The organism is Pseudomonas sp. GL_090, assembly GCF_057837765.1.
Map to the genome: position 1 here is coordinate 3,703,092 of NZ_CM174452.1, position 13,639 is coordinate 3,716,730.

The 13,639-nt window shown below is 61.5% G+C and carries 14 protein-coding genes; 9 read left to right on the top strand and 5 right to left on the bottom strand.

Annotation, left to right across the window (positions count from 1 at the left end; all coding sequences use genetic code 11):
• Positions 1-84 precede the first annotated feature (84 nt).
• From AC3ITA_RS16500 to ahr, 9 genes are all read left to right on the top strand, one after another.
• A complete protein-coding gene (locus AC3ITA_RS16500; protein WP_095945723.1) occupies positions 85-561 on the top strand; it encodes an Xre family toxin-antitoxin system antitoxin in 477 nt (158 codons plus the stop codon).
• The gene (locus AC3ITA_RS16505; protein ID WP_095945699.1) at positions 558-1,046 is read left to right on the top strand and encodes an RES family NAD+ phosphorylase; all 489 of its coding nucleotides are present in this window, start codon (positions 558-560) and stop codon (positions 1,044-1,046) included. Before AC3ITA_RS16500 ends, AC3ITA_RS16505 begins: the two co-directional genes overlap by 4 nt.
• Positions 1,047-1,233: 187 nt before the next feature.
• Positions 1,234-2,349, top strand: a complete 1,116-nt coding sequence (locus AC3ITA_RS16510) for an ABC transporter ATP-binding protein (protein WP_150673273.1) — start codon at positions 1,234-1,236, stop codon at positions 2,347-2,349.
• A 39-nt stretch (positions 2,350-2,388) separates the two neighbouring features.
• Complete coding sequence (locus AC3ITA_RS16515) at positions 2,389-3,531, top strand: ABC transporter substrate-binding protein (protein WP_095945701.1); 1,143 nt, start codon at positions 2,389-2,391, stop codon at positions 3,529-3,531.
• A 31-nt stretch (positions 3,532-3,562) separates the two neighbouring features.
• On the top strand, positions 3,563-4,480 hold the full coding sequence (locus AC3ITA_RS16520) for an ABC transporter permease (protein ID WP_414928884.1): 918 nt from the start codon (positions 3,563-3,565) through the stop codon (positions 4,478-4,480).
• A gap of 1 nt (position 4,481) precedes the next feature.
• Positions 4,482-5,309 (top strand): ABC transporter permease, encoded by an 828-nt coding sequence (locus AC3ITA_RS16525; RefSeq protein ID WP_489277897.1) that lies wholly within the window; start codon positions 4,482-4,484, stop codon positions 5,307-5,309.
• Positions 5,302-6,774, top strand: coding sequence for an aldehyde dehydrogenase family protein (locus AC3ITA_RS16530; protein ID WP_489277899.1), 1,473 nt, complete (start codon positions 5,302-5,304; stop codon positions 6,772-6,774). Before AC3ITA_RS16525 ends, AC3ITA_RS16530 begins: the two co-directional genes overlap by 8 nt.
• Positions 6,775-7,007: 233 nt before the next feature.
• Positions 7,008-7,775, top strand: a complete 768-nt coding sequence (locus tag AC3ITA_RS16535; RefSeq protein ID WP_414928886.1) for a metallophosphoesterase — start codon at positions 7,008-7,010, stop codon at positions 7,773-7,775.
• Positions 7,776-7,902: 127 nt separating this feature from the next.
• Positions 7,903-8,934, top strand: coding sequence for an NADPH-dependent aldehyde reductase Ahr (gene ahr / locus AC3ITA_RS16540; protein WP_489277901.1), 1,032 nt, complete (start codon positions 7,903-7,905; stop codon positions 8,932-8,934).
• Between the two features lie 167 nt (positions 8,935-9,101).
• Here ahr and AC3ITA_RS16545 read toward each other — a convergent pair whose 3' ends face one another.
• The 5 genes from AC3ITA_RS16545 to AC3ITA_RS16565 all read right to left on the bottom strand — a co-directional run bounded on the left by AC3ITA_RS16545 (position 9,102) and on the right by AC3ITA_RS16565 (position 13,517).
• Positions 9,102-10,652 carry an ArnT family glycosyltransferase gene (locus tag AC3ITA_RS16545; protein ID WP_489277903.1) on the bottom strand — a complete coding sequence of 517 codons (1,551 nt, stop codon included), beginning with the start codon at positions 10,650-10,652 and terminating at the stop codon, positions 9,102-9,104.
• A gap of 3 nt (positions 10,653-10,655) precedes the next feature.
• Positions 10,656-10,934: a lipid-A-disaccharide synthase N-terminal domain-containing protein gene (locus AC3ITA_RS16550; RefSeq protein ID WP_095945709.1), complete on the bottom strand. Its 279-nt coding sequence runs from the start codon at positions 10,932-10,934 to the stop codon at positions 10,656-10,658.
• On the bottom strand, positions 10,931-11,671 hold the full coding sequence (locus AC3ITA_RS16555; protein WP_095945710.1) for a glycosyltransferase family 2 protein: 741 nt from the start codon (positions 11,669-11,671) through the stop codon (positions 10,931-10,933). Before AC3ITA_RS16555 ends, AC3ITA_RS16550 begins: the two co-directional genes overlap by 4 nt.
• A 49-nt stretch (positions 11,672-11,720) precedes the next feature.
• Positions 11,721-12,698: an NAD-dependent epimerase gene (locus AC3ITA_RS16560; RefSeq protein WP_095945711.1), complete on the bottom strand. Its 978-nt coding sequence runs from the start codon at positions 12,696-12,698 to the stop codon at positions 11,721-11,723.
• Between the two features lie 198 nt (positions 12,699-12,896).
• Complete coding sequence (locus AC3ITA_RS16565) at positions 12,897-13,517, bottom strand: cell wall hydrolase (RefSeq protein WP_095945712.1); 621 nt, start codon at positions 13,515-13,517, stop codon at positions 12,897-12,899.
• Positions 13,518-13,639 lie beyond the last annotated feature (122 nt).

Here is a 13,639-nt window from a genome sequence, read left to right on the forward strand (position 1 = left end):
GAGACAAGGATCGACAAAGGCAATTACCCGGCTGGCGACATTTGGCGTTATGATCGCGTCAAATGTCGCATGGAGGTAATCGATATGCCCGCCGTCAAAAATGAAGTCGTAGGAACGGAGACAAAGCGTGTCGCCCGCAAGCCTACCGAAGTGCTGCTACATGGCCGTAGTGGCGATACGCGCATGTTGATCATTCGATACACACAGGAAGGCTTTGATCTGAGCGACGTCAGGGACATGATTTCCATATCCGGTCTATACATGGAGCACGACCTTGTTCAGCGCATTACCGGGAAATCCCTCAGAACCGTGCAGCGCTTGGCAAAGGAGACGCAACCGGTTCGGCTGAACCAGCAACAAAGCACTGTCGCCTTTCAATATGCGCAAGTACTTGAGCACGCCATCAATGTGTTTGGCGATCAGCCGTTGGCTGAGGACTGGCTGAAGAAACCCTGCAAGTATCTGGAGGGTCATATTCCGCTGGAACTGATCGACAACTCGCTGGGTTTCCAGGTGGTAGAGGACTACCTGACCAGAATTGAACACGGGGTTTATCAATGAATCCTTTGCCTTGGGATGGGAAGTGGCACGCCTGGCGTCTGGATCGTGCAGTTTTCAAGGATTCATGGGATAGCGGCATTGGTGCGCAACAATCCGGCGGCCGATGGAATCCTCCTGGCCGCCGGGTTATTTACGCTTCGGCCGACCCGGCTACGGCGATTTTAGAGGTCGCCACCCACGCAGGCTTCGATACGCTCGACAGGGTGCCTTATGTGCTGACGTGTTTCGAAGTGCTGGATTCGAATGTCATCAAAGTTGTTCAACCTGAAGATGTACCGAACCCTAACTGGCTAATCCCATCTGAACTTTCGCCCAATCAACAGCATTTCGCTGATGAGCTACTGGCCGAACACCCGTTCGTGCTTATCCCGTCCGCAGTTACCCGCCACTCTTGGAACCTACTCGTTAGCTGTGATTTGGCGGCGGATCAATTCAAGCTTGTTTCGCAGGAGCGTTTTGGACTGGATACCCGCTTACTGAAATGAATGAGAATGTCGAACTTGCCCACCAGAACCTCAAATGCAGCCTGTCGCGTGTGATCTCTACGCTGCACACCTACTGAACACCTGCTCCACCCCCCTCCTATCCCCCAAGGGATATATACACCGCAAAACCCCGATTGCTAGTTTGGCCCCCGACGCACTGATTCATCACTGCAAGGGAGCCCGCCTCGTGAACAACACCCCGCCAAGCGATATCGAATTCTGCAATGTGGTCAAACGCTATGGCGAGGTGCAGGCCGTCAGCGGTCTGGATTTCGCGGTGCGGCGTGGCTCGTTTCATTCCTTTCTCGGCGGTTCGGGCTGCGGCAAGACCACCACCCTGCGCATGATCGCCGGCTTCGAGCAGCCCACCAGCGGCGAGGTCCGTCTGGCCGGCAAGAGCGTGGCCGGTGTGCCGGCCTTCGAGCGGCCGGTGAACATGGTGTTCCAGCATTACGCGTTGTTCCCGCATCTGACCGTGGCGCAGAACATTGCCTACGGCCTGCGTTATCGCAATCCACGCCCGGACAAAAAGCAGCAACTGCGCATGGCCGATGAAGCGCTGGAGATGGTGCGTCTGAGCGGCTTTGGCCAGCGCAAGCCGAGTGAATTGTCCGGCGGCCAGCAACAGCGTGTCGCCCTCGCCCGCGCCTTGGTCAACAAGCCGACAGTGTTGCTGCTCGACGAGCCGCTGGCCGCGCTGGACCGCAAGCTGCGCAAGGAGATGCAGTCAGAATTGCTGCGTCTGCAACGGGAGGTCGGCATCACCTTCGTGCTGGTCACCCATGACCAGGAAGAAGCCCTGTCGATGAGCGACAGCATCAGCGTGATGCACAACGGTTCGATCATCCAGACCGCCACCCCGGAACAGCTCTACGAAGCCCCGGCCAGCCGTTACGTGGCCGACTTTATCGGCGAGTCCAACCTGTTCGACGGCACCGTGCGCCAGCTCAACGGCAACTCGGTGGTGCTGCGTACCGAGCAGGGGCTGGAGCTGACCAGCCCCCTCACCCCCACCGGCAAAGGCCTGACCGCCAATGCCGCCGGTTGCATTGCGGTGCGCCCGGAACTGATCAGCATCGCCGGCGCCAACGCCGAGATGGCCCGGGAAGTGAAGCTGCAAGGCAGTGTCGAAGACCGCATCTACCTGGGCAATTGCACCGAATACCGCGTGCGCACCCAGGCCTTCGGCGTGGTCTGCGTGCGGGTGCCGCGCCAGCAGGATCACGGCGCCAATGCATTCGAACACGGCGCAGCGGTTCGCGTCGGCTGGGATCACGCCAATGGGTTGGCCATGGCGTTGTAAATCATCGATTCGTTTCATCAACCGGATGTGGAGCGTGCTATGGACCAGAAGACTTTTATAAAAACCCTGCGCAGCTGGCAGAACGGCTCGATCAGTCGTCGCGATTTCCTTGGCCGCACCGGCCTGGGGATCGCCGCCGCCGTGGTCGCCACCCACATGCCCGGCCTGCTGACCTCCACCGCCGAGGCTGCCGAGCAAACCAAGCTGGGTGATCGCCTGTCGCTGGCGACCTGGCCGAACTACCACAGCCAGGAAAACCTCGATGCTTTCGCCAAGACCACTGGCGCCCGGGTGTCGATGAGCGTGTTCGGTTCCAACGAAGAAATGCTCGCCAAACTGCAGGCCGGCGGCAGTGGCTGGGACGTGCTGGTGCCGACCAACTACACCATCAGCACCTACGTCGGACTGGGGTTGATCGAGCCGCTGGACCTGTCGCGCATTCCCAACTTCGACGCCTCGGCCTTCCAGCAGAAATTCATGGCCCAAGGCACGGTAGACGGCAAGGTCTACGCGGTGCCGAAAAACTGGGGCACCACCGGCATGCTCTACGACGCCGGCAAGCTGAAAAACGGCCCCGCCAGCTGGAAGGAATTCTGGGCCGCCGCCCAAGGCCCGGCCAGTGGCCGCACGATCGTTCACGACTACCAGTTGACCGCCATCGGCAACGCGCTGAAAAGCTTCGGCTACAGCTTCAACTCCCTGGACCCGAAAGAACTGGCCGACGCGGAAAAACTGCTGATCGAGACCAAGCCGCACCTGTTCGCGATCAGCTCCGACATCCAGCCATCGATGCGCAGCGGCGATGTCTGGCTGGCGATGTCCTGGACCGGCGATGCCTCGCAACTGCACCGCGACAACGCGCAAATGCAGTTCGAACTGGGCAAGGAAGGTGGCGAGTTGTGGAGTGATTTCTTCGCGATTCCTAAAAGCTCGGAGCACAAGGACGCCGCCTACGCCTTCATCAACTACCTGCTCGATCCGCAGCACAACAAGCTGGAAGTGCTGAGCCACGGCTACCCGAGTGGCGACAAACGTGTCGACGCGCTGCTGCCGGTGGCGATGCTCGACGATCCGATCATGTACCCGGCCGCCGAGGCCCTGAGCCCGCTGGAGTTCGGTGCCGCCGCGACGCTGACCAGCCCGGCGCGCGCCGAACTGATGGCGCGCTTCAAGTCCGCCTGATCGCCTGACCATGGCCAATGAGGAGTCACCCATGAATGCCGCCGCCCACCCGCAAACGGTGCAGCCGGGCCATGCCCTGCCGGTCGAGGTTCGCCAACGGCGCAGCCTCGGCCGGCGCATCACCCTGCTGATGCTCTTGCCTTCGACCCTGTGGTTCCTGCTGCTGTTGTTGATGCCGCTGGTGATCATCCTGGTCTTCAGCTTCGGCGAGCGCAGCGCCGTGGGCGGTTACGCCGGTGGCTTCACCCTGGCCAACTACCTGAACCTCGGCTCTCGCGGCGCGGCGTTCAGCAATACGCTGATGCTGGCGCCGCTGGGCACCCTGGTGTGCCTGGTGGCGGCTTATCCGCTGGCGTACTTTCTGGCGGTCAAGGTCACGAGGAACCGTTCGCTGTTGCTGACCCTGGTGATCGTGCCGTTCTGGACCAGCTTCCTGATCCGCACCTACGCGTGGATTTTCATCCTCAGCGGCAAGGGCATTCCGGCGCTGCTGGCCAGCCTGGGGCTTGAGGATGTGCGGCTGATCAACACGCCATGGGCGGTGCTGATCGGCATCGTCTACGGCTACCTGCCGCTGATGGTGTTCCCGATCTACGTCAGCCTGGAAAAACTCGACAAGCGCCTGCTCGAAGCCTCGGCGGACCTGGGCGCCAGCGCTTTCGAAAGCTTTCGCCGGATCACCCTGCCGCTGTCCGCGCCGGGGATCATCACCGGGGTGATGCTGGTGTTCATCCTGTTGATGGGCGAGTTCCTGATCCCGGCCATTCTCGGTGGCGGCAAGGTGTTCTTTGTCGGCAACGCGCTGGTCGACCTGTTCCTGCAATCGCGCAACTGGCCATTCGGCAGTGCGCTGGCCATGACGCTGGTGGCCATGATGCTGCTGATTATCGGCGTGTACTTGAAACTGGTGGCGCGCTACGGCGGCCGCCCTGCCGACGGGGGCCTGTGACATGTGGCTGCGCAGCTATTCGACCTCGCTGTACCTGTTCCTCTACGCGCCGATTGCCTTGATCGTGCTGTTCAGCTTCAACGCCGGGCGCAGCGGCCTGGCGTTCCAGTGCTGTTCGGTGCAATGGTTCGGCACCGCGTTCGGCAACCCGTTCATCATGGAAGCCCTGGGCAACAGCGCGCTGATCGCTTTCAGTTCAGCGGTGATTGCCACGCTGTTCGGCACCCTGGCGGTGTTCGGCCTGCAGCGCTGCGGCGCCAAAGTACGCCTGCTGTTCGATGCCCTGACCTACTGCGCGATCATCGTGCCGGGCATCGTCATCGGCATCTCGACGCTGATCGCCTTCATCAGCCTGTTCGACCTGATCAACCCGCTGCTGGCGAGCTGGCTGCCGACTGTGCCGAAGCTGAACATGGGCTTCTTTACGGTGATCGCCGCGCATTCGTTGTTCACCATGGCCCTGGTGATGGTGATCGTGCGCAGCCGCGTCGATTCGCTGGACAAGGCCTTGCTGGAAGCGTCGGCGGACCTGTACGCGCCACCGATGGACACCTTCTGGCGGGTGACCCTGCCGCAGATCAGCCCGGCGATCATGGCCGGGTTCCTGCTGGCCTTCACCTTCAGCTTCGACGATTTCATCATCGCGTTCTTCGTTGCGGGCTCGGAAACGACGCTGCCGATCTACATCTTTTCTTCCATCCGCCGCGGCGTGACGCCGGAGATCAACGCGATCTCCACGGTGATCATCTGTGTGTCGCTGGCCCTGCTGTTCACTTCCCGCCATCTGCAAATCCGCCGTACCGGCGTTCAGGAGTCGCACCATGCGTGATCAGCTCTACATCAACGGCGAATGGGTCAGCCCGGACCTGGGCGGCTATCTGGATGTGATCGACCCGGCTACCGAACAGGCCTTCCACCGCGTGGCGGCAGGCACTGAAGAAGACGTCGACCATGCCGTGCGTGCGGCCCGTCGTGCCTTCGACAATGGCTGGGGCCAGACCAGCGGCGCCGAGCGCGGGCAGTGGCTGGAGGCGCTGGCCGATGAACTGGAAAGTGGCCAGCAGGTGCTGGCGGAACTGGAAGTGCGCGACAACGGCAAGCCCTTGCCCGAAGCGCAGTGGGACATTGGCGATGCGATTGGTTGCTTCCGTTACTACGCCGGTCTGGCCCGCGATCTGGACCAGCAACAGGACCAACCGCTGGCCTTGCCGGATGAGCGTTTTCGCTGTCGCCTGCGCCACGAGCCGATTGGCGTGGCCGGGCAGATCATTCCCTGGAACTACCCGCTGCTGATGGCCGCGTGGAAGGTCGCGCCAGCCTTGGCCGCCGGGGCCACAGTGGTGTTGAAGCCGTCCGAGCTGACGCCGCTGACCGCCCTGGAACTGGCGGCCGCCGCCGATCGTATCGGCTTGCCCGCCGGGGTGTTGAATCTGGTCACCGGCCTCGGTGCCGATGCCGGCAGCCCGCTCACCGAGCATCCGGGGGTGGACAAGCTGGCCTTCACCGGCAGCGTGCCCACCGGGGCGAAAATCATGTCGGCGGCGGCGCGGGACATCAAGAACATCAGCCTGGAACTGGGGGGCAAGTCTGCGTTCATCGTGTTCGAGGACGCCGATGTCGACGCCGCCGTGGAGTGGATTCTGTTCGGGATTTTCTGGAACCAGGGCCAGGTGTGCAGCGCGACTTCACGCCTGCTGGTGCAGGAAGCCATCGCCCCGCGCCTGATCGAACGGCTGGTGGAAGAAACCCGCAAGATCAGCATTGGCCCGGGCATGCAGCCCGGCGTGCTGCTCGGGCCGCTGGTCAGCCAGGGCCAGTACGACAAGGTGCTCGGTTTCATCGACCAGGGCCTGGCCAGCGGCGCCCGTTTGCTCACCGGCGGACGGCGACCGGCGCATCTGGCCGAAGGGTATTTCATCGAGCCGGCAATCTTCGACGAACCGGGGCACAGCAGCATTCTGTGGCGTGAAGAAGTGTTCGGCCCGGTGCTGTGCATCAAGCGCTTCAAGACCGAAGAGCAGGCGCTGCAAATGGCCAACGCCAGCCGCTTCGGCCTGGCCGCCGCCGTGATGAGCGCGGACCTGCAGCGCACCGCCCGGGTCGCCAACCAATTGCGCGCCGGCATCGTCTGGGTCAACTGCTCGCAACCGACCTTCGTCGAAGCGCCCTGGGGCGGCATGAAACACAGCGGCATCGGCCGGGAACTGGGGCAATGGGGGTTGCACAATTATCTTGAGGTCAAGCAAGTGACTGAGTACATCAGTGACCAGCCTTGGGGGTGGTATTTGAAGTAAACGGGGGATCAATCAATATTTACGTTGACTGACCCGCCGCCATCGCCAGCAGGCTGGCTCCCACAGTGGGTCAGTGCCGAGCACAAATCTGCCGAACGCGCCCCCCCCTGTGGGAGCTAGCCTGCTAGCGATGGCGGCATGCCAGACACCGCTTTCGCGAGCAGACTTGTGACACCAGGTCGACAGCGGGTAATTTGGATAACCCGCCCTTCAAGACACGCCGGAGTTGATCCATGCGCATCGCCTTGCTGTCCGACATGCACCTGTCCGTCAACGCGATCCCCTTTCCCGCCGTGGAAGCCGACATCGTCGTGCTTGCCGGGGACATCGCCCGGCCGGCCAAGGCCATCGAGTGGGCCATGGCGTGCCCGGTTCCGCTGCTGTATGTGGCGGGCAATCACGAGTTTTATGGTAGTGACCTGATCTCCACCTACGAGCAACTGAACAGCCTGGCGCAAGGCACGCAGATCCACGTTCTGGAACGCTCGGAGTACGTCCACGACGGCGTGCGTTTTCTCGGCTGCACCTTGTGGTCTGACTATCGCCTGCTCGACAGCCCGGATGATCGGGCGCTGGGCATCGATCTGGCGACCAATCTGATCCGTGACTTCAGCCACATCAGGATTGCCCCCGACTTCCCGGACCTGTTCACACCAGCCATTTCCCAGTGGGTGTTTCTGCAGACGGTCGCCTGGCTGGAGGACTGCTTCAGCCGCGACAGCAGCACGCCCACGGTGGTGGTCTCGCATTTCGCCCCGACACGGTCGAGCATCAGCCCGACCTTTGCCGGTTCGCCGATCAACTCAAGTTTTGTCTCGGACCTCAAAGCGCGGATCAAGGACTGGCAGCCGGCACTGTGGCTGCATGGCCATACCCATGGCAGCTTCGATTATCGGGTGGGCAACACCCGCGTGGTCTGCAACCCTCGAGGCTATGCCAAGAATGGCATCAATGAAAATCCTGATTTCAATGAGGCTTTCGTGATCAATCTGCAGATCTGAGGCAACTCCGAAATCAACAGTCTCCAGGCTCGCGCCTGATGCAACGCCAGCAACCCGCTACACTTTCCTCGCTCCGCCGCTGCACCAAAGCGGCCAAGACCCCTGACTTCTGATCTGGAGGTATCCCATGAGCGACAGCAGCGAACTCACCACCTTTACCGGCTGGGCCGCCACGGCAGCAGGCGCGCCACTGGAACGCTACAGCTACGACCCCGGTTCGCTGGGCAACGATGAGGTAGAAGTCGCCGTGGAATACTGCGGCGTCTGCCACTCCGACCAGTCGCTGATCGACAACGATTGGGGCATCAGCCACTACCCGTTCATCCCTGGCCACGAGGTGGTCGGCCGTATCGTGCGCCTGGGCGACCAGGTTCGCGGTCTGGAAATGGGGCAACGGGTGGGCATCGGTTGGTACAAGGGCAGTTGCATGCATTGCACGTCGTGCATCGAAGGCTCGCATAACCTGTGTCGCACCGTGCAACCGACCATCATCGGCAGCAACGGCGGCTTTGCCGACCGCATTCGTTCGCACTGGGCCTGGGCCCTGCCGATCCCGGCCGGGCTCGATCCGGCAATGGCCGGGCCGTTGTTCTGTGCTGGTTCCACCGTGTTCAACCCGCTGGTGGAGTTCGGCATCAAGCCCACCGACCGGGCCGGCGTGGTGGGCATCGGCGGTCTCGGTCACCTGGCGCTGCGTTTCCTCAACGCCTGGGGTTGCGAAGTCACGGCGTTCACCTCATCGCTGGGCAAGCAGGACGAAGCCAGGCGCCTGGGCGCGCACAAGGTGGTCGCCTCGACCGACACCGATGCGCTCAATGCCATTGCCGGCACCCTGGATTTCCTGCTGGTCACCGCCAACGCCAACCTCGACTGGACCGCCATGCTCGCCACTCTGCGCGGCAAGGGTCGCCTGCACTTTGTCGGCGTCGTGCCCGATGCCATACCGGTGCATGTGTTCAATCTGATTCCCCAGCAAAAAGTCTTGTCCGCCTCACCGGTCGGCTCACCCGCCAACACCGCGATGATGCTGGAGTTCTGCGCCCGCCATCAGATCCTGCCGCAGGTCGAGATGTTTCCCATGAGCCGGATCAACGAGGCCGTCGATCATTTGCGCAGTGGCAAGGCGCGCTACCGCGTGGTGCTGGACGCCAGTCAGTGACAGGCGACGAACGAAGACTGGTTTGGAAGTCACTTCATATTCGACTCAAACGCGGTCTCTTGTAGGAGCTGGCTTGCCAGCGATGGTCGTTAACGATAACGCACGTAAGCTGGATAAACGCGGCGCATTTGAGTCCATCGCCGGCAAGCCGGCTCCTACAAGTCCCCTCAGGGATTGGCTACCTGTACTGGTGCCGATGGCATGTGCGGGTCATTCCAGGTAAACCGATAGGCTCTACCGGCCTCTTGCGGCAGGCATTTGCCGTTGTCGGCATCCGCGCCCACGATCGACCAGTTCGCCCGGGCGTTTTCCCCCAGTTCACGGGCCGCTTCGGGCTTGAAGCACTGCCTGAGTACGTCATCCGGCACCAAAGCGTAGGCCTTGGGGTGTTCGCGCAGGTACAGCGCGGCCTTTTCGATGGTCGAATTGTCCATGCCGAAATGTACGATCGGCTGCCGGGCGAACAACCAGTGCCCCTCCTCCCAGTTGACCAGCACCAGATCGGCGCCCTGAGTCATGGTCGCCGCCTGGGTCATGAGCACCTGATCAACGTTGGTGCCGTCCTTGAGCGGTTCGATGAAACCACGGGCGAACCACAGCACGAACCAGGCCGCCGCCAGTGCCGGGAACACCCGACGCAAACCCGGGAGCCGTTTGAACCAGCGCTTGAGCAGCCACGGGATCAACGGCGCGGCGACCAGCACCAGCCCGGGCAGTGCCGGGTAGATGTACAACTTGCGCTTGCCCGTGCTGATGCAGAAGAACAGCACCACCAGCACCACCCAGCCGAGCAAGACCAACACCCGGCCGTCGCGTTTTTGTAGCTGACGGCGCCAGGCCGGCACCAGCCATGGCAACACCAGCACCAACGGCAGCCAGTACTGCGGAATCACCTTGGTGAAGAAATACCAGAACGGTTCGCGGTGATGCCACGCAGCGGCATAGCGGCCTGCGGTCTGACGCAGGAGGATCTCCCGCGCATAGGCAATTTCGTCTGCGCTGCCATTGAAGAGAATGGACAAGGCCAGGGGCAACAGCCAGATCGCAATCGCCGCGAGCATCACTGCTAACCCGAGCAACCACTTGCGTGCTTCACCGGGCATGGCCACCACACCAGGCCAGTCCTTGCGCATCCCATAGGCATAAGGAATCAGCAACAACGCCGGCAGAAAACCCACGCCTTTGGTGATCACGCCAATGCCCATGGCCGCGCAGCCGGCGTAAAACCAGCGCCATGCAGGTCCCAGTAGCAGGTGTCGCGCCAGACCGTACAGGCCCAGGGAGGTGAACAGAATCAACAAACTGTCGATCTGACCGGTGCGCAGAATGCTGTAGGTCTGGTACGTCGCCAGGTACAACAACGCGGCGTTGCGCCCGGTACGCTGGGTCCACAGGCGACGGCCCAGGTCATAGACCATCGCCGTGACCGTCACCGCCGAAAACAGTCCCGGGATATAAAGGGCGATGTTGGGCTTACCGGTCAGCCAGGTGAAGAACGCCACCGCCCACATGAAAATCGGCGGTTTGTCGCCGTAGATCTCGGCGGCCCGATGCGGGATCAGCCACGAGCCGTTCTGCAACATCTCCAGTGCGACACCGAGGAAACGTTCTTCATCCACATTCTGCGCCTGACGCAGGCCCATTCCCGCGCCGATCAGCAACAGGGCAAGCAGCATCACCCCCAGGCACTCGACCCTGGGCGACAACGATCTACGCATGGCTTATTCCTTTGCGCTTCTGCTTTTGGCAATCAATTGCAGGTTGCGAAAATAGACGAGGGAGCCAAAGGCCTGCCCAACGATGAACACCGGGTCCTGGCGGTATATGGCGTAGGCGAGCAACAAGGTGCTGCCGACGATGCTCAGGTACCAGAAGTTGGTCGGGATCACGCTGCGTTTCTTGTACTCGCTGTACAACCACTGCAAGACAAACCGCCCGGTAAAGGCAGCCTGCCCGGCAAAGCCGACCAGCAACCACAGGGTTTCACGGGTCAAAATCATCCTTCGAGCTCCTGGGCGTGGGTGTTCAGGCGCGTGCGTTTGATCAGCCACCAGACACCGATCAGGTCAAGAATGCCGACCAGCGCGCGGTCGAGATTGCCGTATTTCGACACCCCGGCCGTGCGCGGCCGGTGGTTGACCGGGTGCACGATCATGCGTCCGTTATGGCGCTGGATCAGCGCCGGAATATAGCGATGCATGTGGTCGAAGTACGGCAGCCGCAAGAACGCCGCGCGCTCGATCAGCTTCAGGCCGCAACCGGTGTCCGGGGTGGCGTCCTTGAGCAGGCGCCGGCGCAGGTTGTTGGCGAACCGCGAGGCGTAGCGTTTGCTCGCGGTGTCGCGGCGATTGACCCGGTGCCCGGCCACCAGTTGCACGTCGACCTTGCCTGGCTCGCCGCGCACCAGCGCGAGCATGCCGGGAATGTCCGCCGGATCGTTCTGACCGTCGCCATCGAGGGTCGCCAGCCACTGCCCGCGAGCCTCCCGTGCCGCGTGATACAGCGAGGTGCTCTGCCCCAGCGACCGCTCGTGATGCAGGATACGCAAGGTGTTCAGGCCGTTTTGACGAATCTGCCGCAGTTCCTGCAGGGTCGAATCGGTGCTGCCGTCGTCGACCACGATGATTTCGTAGGATTCATCGGCCAGCGCCACGCGGATTTCCTCCAGTAGCGGCTTGAGGTTGTTCGCTTCGTTCCTGGCGGGAATCAGTACGGATACAAAAATGTCTTGGCTCATGGGGTCTCTCTCGCCTTTTTTGATTTTTTGGAGATCAGAGGCGAACGCTTCAAATCCGGTAGAACTGCCGATACCACTTCACAAATGCTCTGACGCCGGTTTCCAGCGTCACCTGCGGGCTGAAGCCCACCCACTCGGCCAGCGCCGAGACATCGGCCCAGGTCTTGACCACATCTCCGGCCTGCATCGGCAGGTAGTTGCGCCGGGCTTGCAGGTCCAGGGCTGATTCCAGGCACTCGACGAAATCCAGCAACGCCACCGGCATGCCGCGACCGATGTTGAACAGCCGGTTGACCCCGGCGGCAGATCCTTCCGGCACCGGAGGCTTTGGGCGCAGTCGGGCGATGCCTTCGACAATGTCGTCGACACAGGTAAAGTCGCGGGACATCTGCCCCTGGTTGTAAATGTCGATGGGCAGGCCTTTGAGAATGGCGTCGGTGAACTTGAACAGCGCCATGTCCGGGCGCCCCCACGGGCCGTAGACGGTAAAAAAGCGCAGGCCACTGGCTTTCAGGCCATACAAATGGCAGTAACTTTCGGCCAGCAGTTCATTGGCACGCTTGCTGGCGGCATACAGCGAAACGGGATGTTCGACAGGGTCCTCGACACTGAATGGCAGCTTGCTGTTGGCGCCGTACACCGAACTGCTCGAGGCGTAGATCAGGTGCTCGGAGCGATGGTGCCGACAGGCTTCGAGCACATTGAGGAAACCCACCAGGTTCGATTGCCCATAGATATCCGGGTTGTCCAGCGAATAGCGCACTCCAGCCTGGGCGGCCAGGTGCACCACCTCGGTAAAGGCGTGTTCCTGAAACAGGCTCATCAGGGCCGTTTTGTCGACGATGTCCATTTTCCGGAAACGAAACCCCGGCAGCGTCTCCAGCACCTTGAGGCGTGCGTGCTTGAGTTCCACGTCGTAGTAGTCGTTGAGGTTGTCGATACCGACGACCTCCTGACCCTCGCGGCACAAGCGCTGGACCGTATGAAAGCCGATGAAACCGGCCGCACCGGTGACCAGGACGGTCATGGGAAACGCGCCGGCGACTGCGCCGCGATCGACGCGAGGTTACTGATCCGGACCCTCGTCAACTTCATGTGTAGTCCCTGTTTATGGCTTCATTCGCGCACGGTTGCGTTATGAAGCTTATAAAACAGGCACATTTCAGTTTGGATAACGCCTGGCACTACCTCGGAAAAATAAAATATCCGGCCGAAAACACCGCGGCTATCTGGCCGATCCGCCATGGGGTTTGTAAAACCGGAACAAACCGATATCCACGGTCTTGATGTATTGCCTGGCCCAATCCGGCTTGACCGTACGATCATGGAAATACAGGGCACCGTTGGTGCGATCCGGCAGTTCCTTGTTCAGGGCCTTGCGCGCGATTTCCTTGGCCATCGCGTAAGGCACCTCTTCCTGGACCGAATCGGATTTGCCGTCGCACCACCAGGAGAACTGGCAACTCTGGGTCTGCGAACCCTGTTTGACCACTTTGCATACCGTGTCCGGAAAACCTTCGTGGCCCAGGCGATTCATGACCACATTGGCCACCGCCTCCATGTCGGCGGCGTCCTTGCCCTTGGCTTCCCAGTAAATGGACCGGGCCAGGCAGGTGATTGCATCGTCCAGCGGCGCGGTGCCGACCGGGTCGACGGCCTGGACTTCGGACGGGGTAATGGCTTCGGCCTTGGGCGCCGGTGCGGGGCTGTTGCTCTCGGCGGCTTTCTGTTCCAGCACTTCGGCCTTGTTCTCGGCCGCTTGCTGCTTTTGCGCTTGATCCGTAGCGGATACCGGGCCAGCAAGCAACGTCAGTGCGAAGCAGGTGGCGATCCAGTCGAGGCGCATGGTCGGTGTCACTCGGTGAGTGGTTCAATTGAGTCTAGTAGTGAAATGATTTCGCCCACCCCACTACACTCTGGATAAATCCGTTGTCTTAGCTGGGCCAACTTCGCGCATCATGGGCGCAA

Excerpts from the sequence above, each read along its gene's own strand:
- AC3ITA_RS16520 (WP_414928884.1), top strand. The coding sequence starts at position 3,563 with ATGAATGCCGCCGCCCACCCGCAAACGGTGCAGCCGGGCCATGCCCTG.
- AC3ITA_RS16560 (WP_095945711.1), bottom strand. The coding sequence starts at position 12,698 with ATGACCGTCCTGGTCACCGGTGCGGCCGGTTTCATCGGCTTTCATACG.
- AC3ITA_RS16535 (WP_414928886.1), top strand. The coding sequence starts at position 7,008 with ATGCGCATCGCCTTGCTGTCCGACATGCACCTGTCCGTCAACGCGATC.
- AC3ITA_RS16550 (WP_095945709.1), bottom strand. The coding sequence starts at position 10,934 with ATGATTTTGACCCGTGAAACCCTGTGGTTGCTGGTCGGCTTTGCCGGG.
- AC3ITA_RS16530 (WP_489277899.1), top strand. The coding sequence starts at position 5,302 with ATGCGTGATCAGCTCTACATCAACGGCGAATGGGTCAGCCCGGACCTG.
- AC3ITA_RS16555 (WP_095945710.1), bottom strand. The coding sequence starts at position 11,671 with ATGAGCCAAGACATTTTTGTATCCGTACTGATTCCCGCCAGGAACGAA.
- AC3ITA_RS16565 (WP_095945712.1), bottom strand. The coding sequence starts at position 13,517 with ATGCGCCTCGACTGGATCGCCACCTGCTTCGCACTGACGTTGCTTGCT.
- AC3ITA_RS16505 (WP_095945699.1), top strand. The coding sequence starts at position 558 with ATGAATCCTTTGCCTTGGGATGGGAAGTGGCACGCCTGGCGTCTGGAT.
- AC3ITA_RS16545 (WP_489277903.1), bottom strand. The coding sequence starts at position 10,652 with ATGCGTAGATCGTTGTCGCCCAGGGTCGAGTGCCTGGGGGTGATGCTG.
- AC3ITA_RS16500 (WP_095945723.1), top strand. The coding sequence starts at position 85 with ATGCCCGCCGTCAAAAATGAAGTCGTAGGAACGGAGACAAAGCGTGTC.
- ahr (WP_489277901.1), top strand. The coding sequence starts at position 7,903 with ATGAGCGACAGCAGCGAACTCACCACCTTTACCGGCTGGGCCGCCACG.
- AC3ITA_RS16525 (WP_489277897.1), top strand. The coding sequence starts at position 4,482 with ATGTGGCTGCGCAGCTATTCGACCTCGCTGTACCTGTTCCTCTACGCG.
- AC3ITA_RS16515 (WP_095945701.1), top strand. The coding sequence starts at position 2,389 with ATGGACCAGAAGACTTTTATAAAAACCCTGCGCAGCTGGCAGAACGGC.